Source organism: Streptomyces sp. NPDC091387 (genome assembly GCF_044756945.1).
GTDB lineage: Bacteria > Actinomycetota > Actinomycetes > Streptomycetales > Streptomycetaceae > Streptomyces.
This window is the reverse complement of sequence record NZ_JBIVTZ010000006.1, coordinates 189133-205743: the sequence shown is the minus strand read 5'-3', so window position 1 is coordinate 205743 and position 16611 is coordinate 189133. Positions and strand designations below refer to the sequence as shown.

Annotated in this window: 16 protein-coding genes and 1 pseudogene; 3 read left to right on the top strand and 14 right to left on the bottom strand. The window is 71.7% G+C overall.

The features are described from left to right. Positions 1 to 85: 85 nt before the first annotated feature. The 3 genes from ACIQM0_RS14770 to ACIQM0_RS14760 form a co-directional block, all read right to left on the bottom strand. Positions 86 to 910, bottom strand: a complete 825-nt coding sequence (locus tag ACIQM0_RS14770; protein WP_363022489.1) for a FadR/GntR family transcriptional regulator — start codon at positions 908 to 910, stop codon at positions 86 to 88. Positions 911 to 1054: 144 nt separating this feature from the next. Further along, on the bottom strand, positions 1055 to 1486 hold the full coding sequence (locus ACIQM0_RS14765; protein WP_401286302.1) for an SRPBCC family protein: 432 nt from the start codon (positions 1484 to 1486) through the stop codon (positions 1055 to 1057). 137 nt (positions 1487 to 1623) lie between these two features. Continuing rightward, complete coding sequence (locus ACIQM0_RS14760) at positions 1624 to 2007, bottom strand: VOC family protein (protein ID WP_363022492.1); 384 nt, start codon at positions 2005 to 2007, stop codon at positions 1624 to 1626. Between the two features lie 226 nt (positions 2008 to 2233). Here ACIQM0_RS14760 and ACIQM0_RS14755 point away from each other — a divergent pair. Then, positions 2234 to 2439, top strand: a pseudogene (locus ACIQM0_RS14755) (capsule biosynthesis protein CapD); the annotation flags it as partial. Between the two features lie 261 nt (positions 2440 to 2700). On the opposite strand, the gene ACIQM0_RS14750 reads toward ACIQM0_RS14755, so the two are convergent. After that, complete coding sequence (locus ACIQM0_RS14750) at positions 2701 to 2895, bottom strand: hypothetical protein (RefSeq protein WP_401286301.1); 195 nt, start codon at positions 2893 to 2895, stop codon at positions 2701 to 2703. 252 nt (positions 2896 to 3147) lie between these two features. Between ACIQM0_RS14750 and ACIQM0_RS14745 the strand changes: the two genes are divergently transcribed. Then, a complete protein-coding gene (locus ACIQM0_RS14745; RefSeq protein ID WP_401286300.1) occupies positions 3148 to 4299 on the top strand; it encodes an LLM class flavin-dependent oxidoreductase in 1152 nt (383 codons plus the stop codon). A gap of 55 nt (positions 4300 to 4354) precedes the next feature. On the opposite strand, the gene ACIQM0_RS14740 is transcribed toward ACIQM0_RS14745, so the two are convergent. Next, entirely contained in the window at positions 4355 to 5542 is a 1188-nt protein-coding gene (locus ACIQM0_RS14740; protein WP_401286299.1) for an amino acid--tRNA ligase-related protein, read from the bottom strand. Between the two features lie 206 nt (positions 5543 to 5748). On the opposite strand from ACIQM0_RS14740, the gene ACIQM0_RS14735 reads away from it, so the two are divergent. Then, positions 5749 to 6522, top strand: a complete 774-nt coding sequence (locus ACIQM0_RS14735; protein ID WP_401286298.1) for an SDR family NAD(P)-dependent oxidoreductase — start codon at positions 5749 to 5751, stop codon at positions 6520 to 6522. A gap of 28 nt (positions 6523 to 6550) precedes the next feature. Here ACIQM0_RS14735 and ACIQM0_RS14730 read toward each other — a convergent pair whose 3' ends face one another. The 9 genes from ACIQM0_RS14730 to ACIQM0_RS14690 all read right to left on the bottom strand — a co-directional run bounded on the left by ACIQM0_RS14730 (position 6551) and on the right by ACIQM0_RS14690 (position 14460). Beyond that, positions 6551 to 7648, bottom strand: coding sequence for an NADase-type glycan-binding domain-containing protein (locus ACIQM0_RS14730; protein ID WP_401286297.1), 1098 nt, complete (start codon positions 7646 to 7648; stop codon positions 6551 to 6553). A gap of 4 nt (positions 7649 to 7652) precedes the next feature. After that, on the bottom strand, positions 7653 to 8216 hold the full coding sequence (locus ACIQM0_RS14725; RefSeq protein ID WP_401286296.1) for a phage tail protein: 564 nt from the start codon (positions 8214 to 8216) through the stop codon (positions 7653 to 7655). Then, complete coding sequence (locus ACIQM0_RS14720) at positions 8213 to 10171, bottom strand: putative baseplate assembly protein (protein WP_401286295.1); 1959 nt, start codon at positions 10169 to 10171, stop codon at positions 8213 to 8215. Before ACIQM0_RS14720 ends, ACIQM0_RS14725 begins: the two co-directional genes overlap by 4 nt. Next, positions 10171 to 10593, bottom strand: coding sequence for a GPW/gp25 family protein (locus tag ACIQM0_RS14715; protein WP_362955306.1), 423 nt, complete (start codon positions 10591 to 10593; stop codon positions 10171 to 10173). The genes ACIQM0_RS14720 and ACIQM0_RS14715 overlap by 1 nt, the downstream gene beginning before the upstream one ends. After that, entirely contained in the window at positions 10593 to 10910 is a 318-nt protein-coding gene (locus ACIQM0_RS14710) for a PAAR domain-containing protein (RefSeq protein ID WP_401286294.1), read from the bottom strand. The genes ACIQM0_RS14715 and ACIQM0_RS14710 overlap by 1 nt, the downstream gene beginning before the upstream one ends. A gap of 101 nt (positions 10911 to 11011) precedes the next feature. Then, positions 11012 to 12826, bottom strand: a complete 1815-nt coding sequence (locus ACIQM0_RS14705; RefSeq protein WP_401286293.1) for a VgrG-related protein — start codon at positions 12824 to 12826, stop codon at positions 11012 to 11014. After that, on the bottom strand, positions 12823 to 13545 hold the full coding sequence (locus tag ACIQM0_RS14700; protein WP_401286292.1) for a LysM peptidoglycan-binding domain-containing protein: 723 nt from the start codon (positions 13543 to 13545) through the stop codon (positions 12823 to 12825). The genes ACIQM0_RS14705 and ACIQM0_RS14700 overlap by 4 nt, the downstream gene beginning before the upstream one ends. A gap of 117 nt (positions 13546 to 13662) precedes the next feature. Continuing rightward, positions 13663 to 14088 carry a phage tail protein gene (locus ACIQM0_RS14695; protein ID WP_363022505.1) on the bottom strand — a complete coding sequence of 142 codons (426 nt, stop codon included), beginning with the start codon at positions 14086 to 14088 and terminating at the stop codon, positions 13663 to 13665. 24 nt (positions 14089 to 14112) lie between these two features. Further along, positions 14113 to 14460: a hypothetical protein gene (locus ACIQM0_RS14690; protein WP_401286291.1), complete on the bottom strand. Its 348-nt coding sequence runs from the start codon at positions 14458 to 14460 to the stop codon at positions 14113 to 14115. Positions 14461 to 16611: the final 2151 nt, after the last annotated feature.

Here is a 16611-nt window from a genome sequence, read left to right as displayed (position 1 = left end):
AGCCCCCGGCGGAAGACAAGCCCCGGAGGAGGGCTCGGTGAAGGAGAGTCAGACGCGGGGAAGCGCCGCCGGGCCGGTCGCCGGGCTATTCGCCCGTCCGGTTCCTGCCCCGGCGCCCCTCGGCCTGGCCGAGCAGGGTCTCGATGTGGTTGCGTGCCATGGTGTCGACCTGCAGATCGAGATCCGCCCCGTAGGTACGCAGCCCCAGCAGCAGGTGCTCCCGCATCCGCGCGCAGGCGAGGTCCACGTCCCGCGCCTCGACCGCCTCGAAGATCTCCGGGTGGTGCGGCACACCGGCCTCACCGATCGACGGATCCGAGTTCGAGCGGAGCATCATCTCGAACATCATCCCGCTGATCGAGGACAGCATGATCCGCAGGACCGGGTTCTTGCTCGCCACCGCGATGGCGTCGTGGAAGTCCATGTCGGCCTGGGCCTTGACGACGACGTCGGTCGCCGCCTCCAGGGCGTCACGTGCGGACCGCATGACCGCGATGTCCTCGTCCGTCGCCCGCTGGGCCGCCAGGCGGACCATCTCGACCTCCAGCGGGATCCGCGCCTCGATGAGCTGCCGCACGGTGGGGCGGCCGGCCCGGTACAGTGCGTCGTACCCCCTGGCTTGCCCGGAGGACTGTTCACGGACGAAGGAACCCCGCCCCGGGGCGACTTCGATCAGGTGCTGGGCCTCCAGCCGTCGCAGCACCTCGCGCACGACGTTCCTGCTGGAGCCGAACTGGGCGGCGAGCTCGCGCTCCGAGGGGAGCTTCGTCCCGACGGCGATCTCTCCGGACCTGATGTCGTGTTCCAGCTGGCGGGCGATGCGCTCCGTCAGGAGTCCACGCCGGGCGGGGTCCGCGACCGGGCCCGACCGCTCGGAATCTGACGGGGAGGAAGGGGCGGACGGCTGCATGCTCGCAGCGTACAGGCCGGTCACGGCCGGTACGTGCCCCCGGGCCCGGCTGCGTACGGCACAGGTCCGCCCCTCCCCAGGACCTCGGTACGCGCCTCGGACGACGACGTGGTGGTGCCGGTGGCGATGACGGTCCCCCGATGCTCAGAAGTCGCCCGCCGCAGTCCGCTCGGCCAGTTTCTGGAACTCGCCGAGGTCGTAGTTGGCCAGGACCGAGTCAAGGTTGGTGAGGGCTCCCAAGTGCTCCACGAAGCCATGGGGGTCGTATTCGATCTGCAGAGTCAGCCGGCTCGACTCGTCGTCCAGCCGGTGGAACGTGACGACGCCGGCGTGGTGGACGCCCTCCGTCGTCTTCCAGGCGATCCGGTCCTCCGGCACGACTTCGGTGAGTTCGGCGACGAAGACCTTGTCGACACCAGGCAGGGCGAGCTGCCAGGCGAAGCGACGCTCGTCCAGCGGGTCGACGCGCTGGACATGGCTCAGGAACCTGGGCCACCGGGCCACATCGCTCCACAGCGCCCAGCTGATGGACACCGGGGCCTTGATATCGACGGTCTCGACGATCGAGGAGGACATGAGGGCTCCTTCGCAGGTGGGTGGATTCATACGTTCACGAACGCCGCCGGTCGGCCGTGGGGGCGTTTCCTCGCGGGTTCGCAGGGCTACGTCCCGCACGGCACGGCAGCTGGACGCGTTCGCGCGGGGCGTGACTCTCACTGGTCGTGTGCGGCCAGGGTGAAGGAATGTCCGGCGGGATCTGAATAGAGGCGCGTGTCACGGGCGCCCCCGTTGTTCTTCGTGTCCAGCGGACGCGCTCCGAGCCCGACCGCCTCGCGCTCCGCCTCGTCGATGTCCTCGCGTGCCACCAGAATCCGCAGATGAGCCTGCTGGGAATCATCGGGCCGCGGCCAGCTGGGCGGCGCGTAACCGTGGTCCCTGCGGATCGCCAGATGCACCCCGCTGTGGCCCACGATCTCGACGATATCGAGCTCGTTCCCGACACGAACTTCCGCGTTGAGCAACGCGGCGTAGAAATCGGCCAGTTCCTCCGGCTCCGCGCAGTCCAGCACCAGCACGCTCGTCTTCGGCACCGCCATCGCCATCCTCCTGTCATTGGGCATCCGGTCTCCGGACTTCGTCCCGAGTACCCGCGCCGAGGAGGGCCACACCCACCGCCGAACGGAAACGGCCGTCCGGTGCTCGGGCCGGCTCGGCGAGAGCGCGCGCGTTGCGGCTGTCGGCGCATTCGGGGCCGTGTGCGCCGGCGCACACGTGAGGTCACCTGCTTGGCAGGGCCGGCAGCCAAGGGTTCCTTGACCGGATTCCATCCGTGATCACGAGACCGTCCGCGCGCCGTACGCGGACACCGCGTTGCCGACCATCCACCCTGCGGACATCGCGTCGGTGGCACGGGTGGCACTGACCGAGCCCGGCCATCAGGGGCGCACGTACGCCTTGACCGGTCCGGCGCCGGTCACCGCCCGCCGACAGGTCGGGCCATCGCGGCAGCGCTGGGCCGAGAGGGACCTGCGCGGTGCCCAGGACCTGGGGCTGCGCATTCGTCGCCCGGCCCGGCGGCGACCCGCCCACCGTCTCTGACCGGTTCGACCTGTACGCCGACGGGCCGGCCGAACAGCTCGGCAAAGTCTGACTCATCTTCCGGAACGGGGCCTGTTCGGTCACTGGTCGTCGAGTCGTTGAAGGGTGGGGTCGAAGTCGCCTTCGTCGAGCAGGCCGGTGGTCATCTCCGTCAGATCCTCGATATCCTGAGCACGGAGCCTTGCCCGCGATCACGCCGATAGGCGGCCGGTGACGCCCTCTACCCACATGGACTCCATTCTGACAGCCTTTGGATTCGCGGGGCTCAATGACAGCGCAACGACACTTCCCACATCCATTGTCGACGCCGCGATCCAGACAATCCATGCCTGTGCGCGAATCACGATCACCTCCACTGCACGCAGAATGAACGACCCGAATTCCATGAGGATGCCCCTTCCTCATCAGCTGCTCATCGCAGGCGCGTAATATATGCGCCGACGTCACGGGAATGGGATCGGAGCCGGCGGCGTGAACAGCAGTGATCCCGGACTCGAAAGGGGAACGGTTCTCTCAGCCCGCATCGCCGACCTGGCCTTCGACGGTTCCCAAGGAGCCTGCGGGAGACGCCCCCGCCCCTTGGCCGGCGCCACCAGCCACGGACTCGCGTGACCCACCGAGAAGAACTGGAGACCTGAGTGAGCCTGACCTTCCACTGGTTCCTGCCCACCTACGGTGACAGTCGCCATGTCGTCGGCGGTGGCCATGACCTGCCTGCCGGGGCCACAGTTGAGGAGCAGCGGCCTGCCACCATCGAGTACCTCACGCAAGTCTCCTCCGCGGTAGAGCTGTTGGGCTTCGAGGGGGCACTCACTCCGACCGGTGCCTGGTGTGAGGACGCCTGGCTGACCACGGCCATGCTGGCGCGTGAGACGGAGCGCCTCAAGTTCCTGGTCGCGTTCCGGCCCGGATTCGTCTCCCCGACGCTTGCCGCCCAGATGGCCGCCACGTTTCAGCGTCACTCCGGGGGCCGGCTGCTCCTGAACGTGGTGACGGGCGGCGAGAGCCACGAGCAGCGCGCCTATGGCGACTTCCTCGACAAGGAAGCCCGTTACGTGAGGAGCGGTGAGTTCCTGGAAATCGTCGGTCGGCTCTGGAGGGGCGAGACCGTCGACTTCGCCGGGTCGCATCTGCGGGTCGAGGCGGCCAGGCTCGGACGGCTGCCCGATCCGGTTCCGGCCGTCTACTTCGGAGGATCCTCACCGTCCGCCATCCAGGTCGCCGCGCGCCACAGCGATGTCTACCTGACCTTCGGGGAACCCCCCGCCCAAGTGGCCGAGAAGCTGTCCCGCGTCCGGGCCCTCGCCCCGGCGGGGCGCGACCCTGTGCGTTTCGGCATCCGGCTCCACGTGATCACCAGGGACACCGCCGAGCAGGCGTGGGCCGAGGCCCAGCGGCTGCTCGACGGTTTCACCCCGGAGGTGATCCGCTCGGTCCAGGAGGGTCTGGCCCGCAGCGAATCGGAAGGCCAGCGCCGCATGGCCGCGCTGCATGGCGGACGTAGCGACGCCCTGGAGGTCGCGCCCAATCTGTGGGCCGGTATCGGCCTGGTCCGAGGCGGCGCGGGTACCGCCCTGGTGGGCAGCCATCAGGAGGTGGCCGCCCGGATCGTGGAGTACCACCGGCTCGGCATCGACGAGTTCGTCCTCTCGGGTCAGCCTCATCTGGAGGAGGCCTACTGGTTCGGTGAAGGCGTCCTGCCGCTGCTCACCGCCATGGGCCTGTGGGCCCATCCGTCCCGAGTCGCGACTGGGCACACGACCGCCGTCGCACTCGACTCGGGCCAGTGACGACCGACCCGCCCGGCCTGGCTCTTCACCGCGGTGGCGGTCGGTACTCGGTGGCCTACTCGTGTGCCCCGATGCGTCGATTGGGTCCGGAATCGTGAGCCGCGAGGAGATCCAGGACGCTGTCGGCACCGGCGCAGTACCGCACGAGCCGTTCGAAGCCGAGACCGAAACCGGCCGTCTGGATCCCTGAACGCTCCTTCCAGTCGGCGTACACCGGATTGGGCTCGCCACCCAGCAGCCGGGACTGTTCGGTGATCTCCCTCTTGTCCCGCGGCCGCAGTCCGCCGGTGGCGAGTTCGCCGTACCCCGCGGGCAGCATGAGGTCGTAGGTCTCCTGAAGACCGTCCTCACCTCGCTGATAGAGCGAGTCACGCACACCGAGTGGGTACCGGTGGATCCAGAAGGGTGAGTCGAAGCTGTCGGTGAGGGTCCGCTCCTCCTCGCGGGTCAGATCACTGTTCTGCGGCTCGTCCGGTTTGCGGCCGCCGAGCTTGAGCGCGTCCGCGAAGGAGACTCGGGGGTAGGGAGCGCTTCGCAGTCCCTGGAGCCGGGTGACTGCCGTGCCCGCGTCATCGGGGAGAATCGGCTTCATATGGCGGGCCAGGCTCCCGAGGATGCTCTCGGTGACGGTGAGGGCCTCGTCCGCGTCCGCGGCCCGCCACTCGACGACCACCTGGAAGAACGTGTAGAGGTGCTTGCCCGACGCCTCCTCTCCGTCCATGAGGAGTCTCAGACACGGCGTCAGGCAGTAGACCCGGTCGGCGTGCTCAAGAGCCATCTGCTTTTCCACCGAGTGACTCACGGGTAACTGGTACGCCCATTTCCCGTCCACCGAGACCCGGCCGTCGCTCTCCGCGGTCACCTTCGGTCTCGCCCTGTCGCCGAGGACCGCCACCGAGTGCCGCGCGCCCGGCTCCGCCTCGGACGAGAGCAGGGCCGGAAGTATTTCGAGGAAGTCATGTTCGAGAAGGCTACGGCGCAACGACTGCAGTACCCGACCGGTCCATAGGTACGACTGCGCGGAAGACAGGCTCACTACACTCCCAGGGATGAGGCAATCGCTGTGCCGAGGGCTGACTTCGAAGCCACAGACGCCGGAGATCTCGTCGGATCGATCCGACTCGCCTGCGATCTCCTCGAACGGAGCCCCCTTCACAGTCGCGTATTCGTCAGCGGGACCGGACGCACGATTGCAGTATGAAATATCCTGTGATCCTAGCCCATTTTCAACATCAATAAACATTGCTCATACGTGAATGATAATGGGTGAACACATGGCCGGAATGAAACCCTTGTCATCTTCGTGGTGTATTCGTTCGGCCGGATGAAGGTATTCCGTTTCACTTCGCACCTGCGGGCAGCCAACGCACCCCATGGATAAGCATCGAATTGATACGATGACTCATGCGCTGAGAACTCACGTGAATGAGCCAAGACAAGGGCGTACTCATGGCTGAAATACGGTCGGGCGGACTGGGATTCTTCGATCTCGACGGCAAGGTGGCCGTGGTCACCGGTGGAAGCAGCGGCATCGGGGCCGCCTGCGCGCGACGCCTCGCCGAGGCCGGGGCCGCCGTGGTCGTCGGCTACAACACGGGCGGCAGCCGCGCACAGGAACTCATCGCCACCCTGCCCGGCACCGGACACAGCTCGGCGCACATTCCCCTCGACGACTCCTCGGCCATCCGCAGAGCCGCAGAGGAAACCGCCCGCCGCCATGGCTCGGTGGACGTGCTCGTCAACTCCGCAGGCGTCACCGAGAAGGTGTCACACGCCGACCTCGAAGCGCTCACGGACGAGGCCTTCGACCGCGTCCTGACGCTGAACGTGCGCGGCACCTTCTCGGTGATCCGCGCCTTCATGCCGCTGCTACGCGCTTCCGGCGACGCCGCCGTCGCCAACATCTCCTCGATATCCGGCTTCACCGGGCTGGGCAGCTGCATCGCCTACTGTGCCGCCAAGGCCGGCCTGGACGTCATGACCGCCTCCCTCGCGCGCGTGCTCGGCCCGCACATACGCGTCTTCAGCCTCTCCCCGGCAGCCGTCGACACGAACTTCGTACCCGGCCGGGATCCAGCCACCCTCCGGGCACAGGCGGAGTCCGCGCCTCTCCCGGTGGTCGCCGACCCGGACGACGTCGCCTGTTCACTGATCGGTGCTGTCACCTCCCTGCGGCTCAGCACCGGCAGCAGCATAGTCATCGACGGCGGCCAGCACCTGTGACCGGGACGGACCGCCGGTTGGCCGCGAGTCAGCTCCGCTGGAAGAACTCCACCTCCGCCAGGGCCAGATGACGGCCCTCGGTCAGGCCCGTGGGCGAGTGCAGGATCAGGCGTACCGTCTTCACGTCGCTGATCCCGGTGGGAACCGGCTGCGCGCCCGGTTTGTCGCTGAGGGTGACCTGCTTCGTGTGCTTCTCGCCGTCCTCCGTCGTCACCTCCAGGTCGATCCGGAGCGCGCGTGCCTCACGGGCGTAGGCCTCCGGGGACTTGGACGCCCCGTTGGTGATGAGCACGTCGACCAGCCGGAACGGCTTGCTGAAGGTGTACGTCACCGAGGCCTGCGGCCCGGGTGCGCCCCAGTAGCGGTTGCTCAGCCCGTCCGTGGTGTTCTTCGCCGGGTGCCGGGGGATCTCGGCGCTCGCGGCGATGGCGACCGGGGTCACGGCCTTGGGCTTGCCCATCTTGTCCCGGGTGTCCTCGATCAGGGCGCGGCCGGCCGGCAGCAGCAGGAAGCCTCCCGCGCACAGGGCCACCAGCACGGCCAGGATCACCAGACCCCGGACCACCCGGCCCGAACTCGCCCGCGCCCGGCGGCGGCGGAACGGCCACACGGTCCGCCACCACGGCAGCGGGGCGGGCTTCGCGGTGGGGTTCAGCGGAGCCGCGCAGCGTCGGCAGAACCGGCGGTCCGGCAGATTGGGCGTGTCGCAGGCCGGGCAGGGCACCCCCGCCGCCTCTTCCTGCACCGCCGCGGACCGCACGACGGGGCGCCTGGCCACCGGCTTCGCGGGGAGTACGGGCAGCACGGGGTCCGGTACGGACGCCTCGGGGGCGGGTGAGGCCGGGGGCCGCGGTGGGCGCGCCCCCGGGCCGGGTTCGGCAGGAGTCGGCGCGGGCGCGGGGGGTGCGGCGCCGGGCGGGCCGTCGGTGGGAGGATCCACCGACGCGGGCTCGTTCGCGGCGGGCGCCGCGGTGGTGTCACGCGGGGTGGGTTCGGGTGCGGCCGGGGCGGGCGAGGGTGTGCTCGGGGGCGGTGTGGTGTCCGACCACCCCAGGTACGCACCGCAGTTGCCGCAGAAGTCGTCCGCTGAGCCGTTGGACGCCCCGCACGTGGGACACGCGCGCATCGCGTCACCTCCCTTCATCGGCGGGTGGGCCGGGCAGGACCTCCACCCGGCAGACGGTGTGCACCGGGCACATGGCCCGGACGATCTCGTTGACCCGGGTCGCGTCCACCGCGGCCTCGCGGCCCGGCCACACCCGGACCAGGATCTCGGCGGGGGGCCGCGGCGGCAGGTCGGCGCCGGAGGTACGCGACCACACCGCACCGCCGTCCCCCGTCACCTCTGCATGGACGCCGAGCCCGAGCCGCAACCCCTCGACCAGGCCACGCCTGGTGCCGCGCCAGCGGTGCAGCTCCACCGCGTGGACGACCGCCTCCCGGCGCAGTTCCACGGGCCACTGCGGGTCGTCGCCCGCACCCACCCAGGAAGCCAGCCAGGCCAGGAAGTCGGCCGGGGTCACCCGGGGGTCGAAGTAGGCGGGCAGGTTGTCGAGGGTCGCGAACACCGGGGCGAGCACGGTGTCGAGACCTGCGGTGAACCGCTGCGCGAAGTCGTCGTCGGCGTACAGGGCGGGCAGTTGCTCCCCGATCGGGTACCTGCTGGGCAGGCCGGGTACGGCGGCGCGGCTCATCCCCGTACCTCCGGTTCGATCGCGGTGACGACCACCTGGTGCTGGTACGAGAAGACCAGCGCGCCCGCGCCCACGTCGATGCGGTCCGACGGCGCGCTCCGTCGGCCCGTCGTCGGGTCGGCGGCGAACAGCCGGATCTCCTCCACGAGCGCGTTGCCGGTGGCGCGTTGCAGCACGCCGAACACCTCCCCGTACTGCACCGGCCGCCCGAACGGCCACCCCGTGCCGTCCGGACCGCCGTGCAGCGGGTTGAGGAGCCGGAACAGTGCGGCGAGCGCGGCGTCGCGCACCCGGTCGGTGTCGCCCGGCGCCGCCGTGAGCCGGGCCACGACGGTGACGCCCTGGTAGACCGGCGGCTCCACCACGAGGCGGGTCCCGATCAGCCGTCGCTCGTCGAGGCTCGCGGTGATCGCCTGGAGCACCTGGTCCGAGGGGATCAGCTGCTCGAAGCGGAGCCGGTCGCCCTCGTCGGCCACCGCGTCCGGCACCACCAGGACCCGCACCGCGCCCGCACCGTCCCCCGCGGGCAGACAGCGGACCCGGCGCACCGAGGGAGCCGCCCGGCGGCTGATGATCTCGTAGTCCTCCGCGGTCACCGCGCGCTCCTGCATCCGCAGCGCGTCCGGCGCCCGGAGCTTGGCGTTGGCGACGGTCTCACCGGCGACCCCGCCGCGCGCCGCCTCCCGGTTGGTGACCCGCGCCACGTACGGCACGGAACTGCGCAGCACGGAGATCACTCCGCGTGCGACATTGCCCGCCGGGCCTCCGCCGGTGCGGTAGCGGGCCACCCGTATCTGCGCGCCCTTGGGCGGTACGGCGCCGCACTGGCGCAGCGTGCCGTCCTGTTCGCGCAGCACCGGGGGGAAGGTGAACTCGCCGCTGGTGGCGTCCACGCGGACGTGCCGGTCGGCGGGCCCGGAGCGGCCGAAGTGCTCGACCACCTCCCAGCGGTGCCATCCCTCGGCCGAGGACACCTCCACCACCGGGGGTTCGCCGTCGAGGAGGACCGGCGGGCGGCCGAGCCGGAACGTCTGCCCCGCGACGCCTTCCGAGGTCCCGAGAGGTACGTCGGTCACCGTTTCGGCGTGCTCGACGTACATGGTGCCGCCCACGGTGAACACCGCCGCCTCGCGCACCGTCGGGGACTCCGAGTAGAACGGCTGGCCCGGCTCCGGCTCGGTGACGCGGCAGCGCAGCCAGCCGGCGCGGGTCCCGCCGATCACCGACGCGGTGTGCCCGGCCGGTACGTGGACGATGACCTCGCCGGGACGGTTCAGCCCCCCGGTGGTGTCCGTGCCGGTCTCGCACTCCCGCCAGCCGCCGCCGTCCCACGCCTCCCACACCAGCGGGGGCTGGCGCGGGTCCACACCGATGCCCTCCACCCTGCTGTCCACGCGCACCGCGACCACGCAGCGCGGCACCGGCGTCGGCAGGCCGAACAGCAGCGCGTCGCCGGGCTCCGGTGTCGCCTGGAAGCAGGGCACGTCGAGGCCTTCGGCGAGGGTCCGGGTCCGGTCGCTCTGCTCACCGGTCCGGGGCGCGGTCACCAGACCGGTCAACTCGCTCGGGATGATGTGGAGTTCGTCCGTGGTCGTGAACACCACGGCCTCCTCGGTCTCGCCGCGCACGGTGGTCACCTCGGTGCCCGCGGGGAGCGCCACCGTTTCGGGCTGCGGGGCCGACAGCCAGAAGTCGACCTCGGCCCCGGCCGCCGCCGGCGGGAACAGGCAGATGCCCAACAGGTCCAGGAAAGCGGTGTAGTTCTTGTCCGGGACGCGGTTCAGCCGGTACAGCAGCTGGTCCACGAGGTAGGCGAAGGTCTCGATCAGGGTGACGCCCGGGTCGGAGACGTTGTGGTCGGTCCACTCCGGGGCGCGCTGCTGCACGTACCGCTTCGCCTCGTCGACGAGTTGCTGGAACCGGCGGTCGTCCAGGTTGGGGAAGTCCAGAGCCATCAGTCCGCGACCAATTCCTCGGTCTCCTCTTCCGAGGGGATCGTGTAGAAGGGAAAGACCAGGTTGCGCCGGTCGTTGGTGGAACGCACGGTGTAGTGCACGTCGATGTAGAGGGTGCCGTCCTCGACGGCGTCGAAGGCGACCACCACGTCGTCCACCGCGATGCGCGGCTCCCAGCGTTCAAGGGCCTCGCGTGTCTGCTGCGCGATGCGTCCGGCGGTGGCACCGTTGCCGGGGGCGAAGACGTAGTCGTGGATGCCGCAGCCGAACTCGGGGCGCATGGGGCGCTCGCCGGGCGCGGTACCGAGCACGAGGCGGATCGCCTCCTCGATCTCCTGCGCCCGTTCGACCATGGCGATCCCGCCGGTCGGCCCGACCCGAAGCGGGAACGCCCAGCCGCGCCCGATGAACCGCTCGCTCATCACATGCCCCCGATCCGCACGTTCTGGGCTCCGGTCACGATGTTCCCGGAGCACGCCGTGCGGTCGCCCGCCCGTGCGGCCGGCAGCCCTCCGATCAGCACCATGCCCGTGGCGAGCGCGGCCGGGTCGGGCAGGATCACGTTGGCCGGCCCCAGCAGTGCGTGCGGCGGTATCGGGCAGGTGTGGAGGCTGCCCACGACGGCGGCGGGACGGCCGCCGATCAGCACGCGCATCACCGCGGCGGCGGCGCCGGGCGGCGGGGCGGCGATCACCCCACCGTGGCTGGTGGGGTCGCCGGTACGGGCTGCGGCTGGCATACGGCACTCCTTGCGGAAGGTCATGGGCCCGAGGGCCGGTCGCGGATTCGGTCGGTGGGACGGGTTGGGCGCGGGGGCCGGGGGTGGGCACGGGCCGGCTCTCAGTTGATCCGGATGAGCCGGGCCTTGAGGACGCCCAGCAGACCGCCGTCGACGGTGACGTCCGAACCGCCGGTGACCTTCACCGACCGGCCGCCGATCCGCACCCCGTCCGTCCCGTCGATGTCCACCTGTCTGCCCCGAACGCTCACGTTGCCCAGCTTCGCGTCCAGGGTGATGCCGTCCTTGTCGAGCACGACGGAGGTGAGGGGGCGGCCACGCCCCGCGAACACCGTGAGTTCGATCCGGTTCCTGCGGTCGTCGAGACGTACTTCGAGGCGCTCGTCACCGGTCAGGAGCCGCAGCCCGGACGGGCCCGGCGCCCTCGCGTCCAGGAGCTCCACCCGGTGCCCCGAACGCGACACCACCGACCGGCGGTTGACCTTTCCGCTGGTCCTGTCGATCAGCGGGACGTCATGGGGCGAAGGCTGGTCCACGCCGTTGTAGAGCCCGCCGATGACGTACGGGCTGTCCAGCAGGCCCTGTTCGAACCCGACCAGCACCTCGTCGTTGACCTCCGCGCTCACCACCCCTCCCCCGCCGACGCCGCCCCACTGCACGGTGCGCACCCAGTCGGTGACGTAACTCTCGTCCAGCCAGGGGAACTTCAGCCGCACGGCGCCACGTTCCGCGCCGTCCGGCTCGCGTACGTCCGTCACCACGCCGATCGCCAGACCGGGCATCCGGGGGCCGCGGTCCGGCCCGCCGGTCACCAGGCCCGTCAGGGAGCGGTCCGGGCCCGCGCCGACCCAGACCGTGGTCCGGTACCCGTTGTGCGGCTCCAGAACGTGCTGCACCGCCGTGGCCGTGTAGCGGCCCGAGAACGCCTGCCCGACGTTGCCGAGCGCCACGGGCTTGCCGGCCCGCAGCCGGGGGTTGCCCTCGGCCACCGCTTCCAGTTCCCCGAAGCCCGCGCTGACCTGGGCGGCCGTCGCGTCCGCGACCGCCGTCGTCTCGGCCTGGGTGCGGTACGGGGTGTCCGTGACGGTGACCTTGGCCGTGCCGAACCGGGCACTCACCGAAGGGCTCAGACCCGGCACCGCCGTCTCGCTGACCACGGACGGATTCCGGGCCACCAGCGGCCGCTTCGTCGTGACGTCCCAGCCGCGCACCTCCACCGACGCCGCGCTGTCCGCGGCCGACAGCGAGGCCCGCAGCGCGAGGAGGTTGCGGCCGTACTCCAGGACCATCGGGCTTCGCGTGGCCGAGGTCGACGGCGCGGGCGCGCCGGACGCCTTCTGCGGCCGGGTGAACTGGAGCAGCCCCTTGTCGTCGACGCGCACCTGGGCCCCGCTCTCGCCCGCCAGGTACTGCAGGAAGTCCCAGTCGGACACGTTCGCCTGCGAGAGCTGCTGATACGTGACCGGTGCGGCCTGCACCGTTCCGCAGGCCAGCCCGGCTCCGGCGGCCACCTTGCGGACGATCGCCGCCGCCGTCATGTTCCGGTACGCCACCACCTTCCGGCCCCGCTGGAGCCGGTGCGCCTTGGAGTACGCGCGCACCACGGTGAACGAGCCCGTGCCGTCCCGGTCCAGCTCCAGAGCCGTCACCTCACCGTCGAACAGCCGCTCGCGCGCCTGCCCGGAGGCGGTCACCACCGAGACCCGCAGCGGGGTGCCGATGGTGACGCCGGTCGCCTGCAGGAACTCGTGATCGGGGTCGCGGAAGGTGAGAACCGCCGCGTCGGGCAGGCCCACGTTCTCGTCCACCACACAGCTCACCAGCTGGGCCGCCCAGACCTGTGGGAGTTCGGCGGGCGTCTCCACGACTGGGTCCGCCGTGAACGACCGGCTGCCCTGGGCCTCGGTTGTGCTCACCGTTCCTCCTCATTCCCCGTGTCCCGCAGTGCCGGCACCACCAGTTCGGTGCCGGGCGCGAGCGCCATCGGGTCGTCGATTCCGTTCGCCTCCGCGATGACCCGCCAGGCCGTCGGGTCGCCGTACTCCCGCCAGGCCAGCATCGCGAGGCTGTCGCCCGCCACGACGGTGTGCGTACTGCGGGCGGTGCGTGCGCCGGACGTCGGGTTCTGGCCCGCCGGGTCGACGCTCGCCTCCTCGATGGACAGCGAGCAGGTGGCCCGCAGCGGCTTGCCGTCCACGTCGAACAGCGTGTAGCTCACCGACAGGCTGGACAGCACCCCGTCGAACGCGGTCGTCCGCGCGGTGCCCCACTCGAACCGGACCCATGGGCTGGCGGGCTTCTTGCGGCCCAGACTGGCCGGGGTCGGCACACACGCCTTCATCAGCTTCTCCACCGCCTGCTCCACGGAGTTGTCATGGGTGGCGGTGGCGTCCAGGAACACTTCGAGGCTCAGTGTGCGCGGGCCACTGCCGACGAACTCGGGCAGCGCCGACTGCCCGGCCATCCGGGACGGGGAGCGCCGCCACTCGGTGGTCTTGCGCAGCTCCAGAGTGGAGGGGTTGAACTGGAGGTCGAGCCGCGCGACCGTCCCGCCGGGTTTCGCGCCGACCGAGGCCGGGGGCTCCTTCAGGGTCAGCTGGGCTCTGGCCCGGCTGGAGCGCACCGCGGGAGACATGCCTGGAGTTCCTTTCCGGTGCGGGTTGCGTGGGCGGAGGGAGTGGACAGCGGATACAGGGGCTTGTTGCCGGTCAGGTGGTTACCGCCCGGCCCGCCAAGGCTTCACGAGGGCGTGTCAGGAAGGACGCAGGCCTTGATGGGCGATCTCCAGGGTCTCCACGGCGGCCTCCGATCGTGCGGGGTCGAAGGACGGCCCCTGCCAGCGGACCGGGACGATCCCGAACACCTGCCAGCTGATGATCCTGGTCAAGTCCGGTTTCAGCGCCACGATCTCGCCGTCCTTGGGCTCCACCCGGCGCAGCGTCTCGTCGAGCCAGCGGCCGATCTTCGCCGTGTCGGCGGTGACCGGCCTGGTGAGCGTGATGTTCGTCCAGGTCACGCGTCCGGGCAGTTGCCAGGTGAAGCCGTTGTTGCCGCCCTCGGCATAGCTCTCCATCTCTACCTCGGCGCCCATGCCGGAGCAGGTGTGGAAGGCGCCGAGGTCGTTCCCGGCAATCGCGAGCCGGAAGAACACGCTGGTCGCGAAGATGCTGTCTGTCATTGGTCCGTCATCCGTTCCGTGCTCTCAGCGGCGTCCGTCGTAGGGGCGGCCCGTGCGGTCCCTGCCGCGCCGCAGTTCGGTGCGCAGCAGCCGGGCCATGGGGTCGAGCAGGCGGCGCGCCAGCTCGTCCAGTTCGGCCCCGGTGCCCTGCGGAATCCCGGCCTGTCCGGCCGCGCCCCTGCCGGGGGCGGCCGACGCCGCGGCCGACCGCTGCTCCGTCTCCGCCTTGGCGGCCGGTCCGCCCTTGGATACGGAGACGTCACCGGCACCTTCACCGGCACCGGTGACCTCTCGCTGGACGGGGGGCGCTGCCCGGCCGGTTCCGCCGACCGCCGCTGCGGGGCCCGGCGGGACGGTCCGTGGCCGGACCACGGGGACGGTTCGTGTCGCATGTGCCGGTGTGACCGGGGGGCGGCCCGCGAGTGCCTGCGCCTGCGGAGCGGTCACCGGGAGGGGCCGCAGCGGTACGGCACTTCCCGGGGATGCCTCCCCGGGCGTCCCCCGGAGGGGCGGCGCGGGCCTGACGACCGGGACGCGCTGTACGGGGCCCTGAGCGCCGGTGCCTCCGACTGCGCGCCCCACCGGTCCGGGGCCGGGATGCCCGGCGGCGGCCCGCTGGACCTGCGGCGCAGCCGGGGCCACCGGGGCCGCTGAGGACGGACCCGGTGACTGCTGTGCGGGGCCGCTCCGGTGTGGAGCCGGTGTGCCGGGCCAGCGTGCGGCCACCACGGGGCGGCCACCGGAACCGGGGCCGGCGGGCGCCGCCACGCCTTCCGGAGCCCGGGTGTTCAGGCGGAGCGGGCGCGCGGCGAGCAGCGAGAGGGTGCGGGTGGCGGTGCTGGTGTGGGGTGCCGTCGGAGCGGAGTGCGTTCCGGCGCGGGGCACGGCGAACGGGCGCGGGCCGCCGGCGCTGAGGGTCCGAGCGCCGCCAGTACTACCCGTGGTGCCTGCGGTGCCGGTGCCGCCTGCCGATCGCCCGGTGCCAGACAGTCGTGCGGTGTCTGTGCCGGCTGTGGGGCTTTCCCGTGCGCTCTCCCCGGTCGGATGGCGGGTGGCGGCGGCCCGTGACGGCGCGACCAGGGGCCCGGCGGGTCCGTCTCCGTGGTCCGTGGGACCGGGCAACGCGGTGCTTCCGGTGGAGGAGCGGTCGGCGAGGCTGCGTTGGACGTCGCCCGTTCCGGCGCTGGAGGTGAGACGGGGCTGTACGTCACTCGCGCTCAGCAGCGGCGCGTCTGCTCCGCCCCCTGCCTGTGCGAGGGGCACGGCGAAGGATGGGGCAAGCGGTGCGCCCTCGGCGCGCGTCCGGGCCCGGTCCGCCGCGGGCGGCGCGGGAGTCGCGCCGGAACTCCGGTCCTGACGTGCGGGAGCACGCTGGATGTCGGATCCGGGCGCTGTACGGGAGGCACGCGCACCGGACACGGTGGAACCCGCCGGACCGGCGCTGGGCGGCAGCTCGGACAACGGCGCGCCCAGGCCGCCGCGCGCGCGTGCCGTGGAGCGACGGCCCGGGGTCCGCCCAGGGGCATCGGCCCGGTCGGCGGTGCCGTCCGACGCCACGGGGGGCGTGCCCTTCGAGCCGCCGGCGTTCGGAGTCGGGGTACCGGCCGTGCCCTCGGAGCGGCGCTGGACGACGGGAAGCGCCGGACCGATCGCGGGTCCGGCGCTGGACGCGGGTCCGGTACTGGGCGCGGCGGGGACGGCCGTGGCATCCGCTGCCAACGGCAAGGACGTGGGAGGCAGTTCGCTCAGCGGTGCGCCGAGGGGCGCACGGCTGACGGTGCGCTGTGCGGGCGCGGCCGGGCGTGCCCCTGACCCGGCCGGGGCCGTCGCGGTGGTGTCGGGGCCCGGCGCTTCGGTGCCGGTGCCGTTGCCGGGCGCCGGGACGGTGGTGGGGCGCAGGGCAGGAAGCCGGCGCACGGGTGGGCCGGCCGTTCGGCGGGCGGCGGTCGGCGAAGGGCCCACCGGGCGGAGCCGCACGGCCTCGCGGGACACCTCGGCCTCAGGGGCGCGGGATGACTCTCGGTGCCGGTGTCCCCGGGCTGCCCTGGACTCCGTCGTTCCCGTCACGGTGCGCTGGAGGGCAGGGCCGGACGGCGTACGGCTCCCCGAACCGGCCGACGGACGGGACGCCCGCTCGGAGTGCGGCTCGGACGTGCCGGACGGTGCCCGCGCGGCACGGCCACCGGAGGCGGACCGGGCCACGGGGCTGTTGGCGGCGGTGCCCGGGACCACCGACACCCGTCGTACCAGCGGAATGTGCGGAGCGGCCGGCTCGCGGCCGGCGCCCGTGTCCGTGGGGGTCACAACCGGACCCGTTCCCGGCGTCGCTGCCCGTTGGACAGGAGGACGTGACGGGCCGAGCGTGGCGGGGGACTCCGAGGACGTGATGCCACGGGTCCGAGAGATGTCTCCCGAACGGCCATTCTCCACAGCGGGTGTGTCGCCGGGGTGAGCCGCCGCGGCCGCCGGCTCCGGACCGGGGCCGGCGCCCACCGCCTCCCTGCCGCCCCCGCCCCCGTCGCC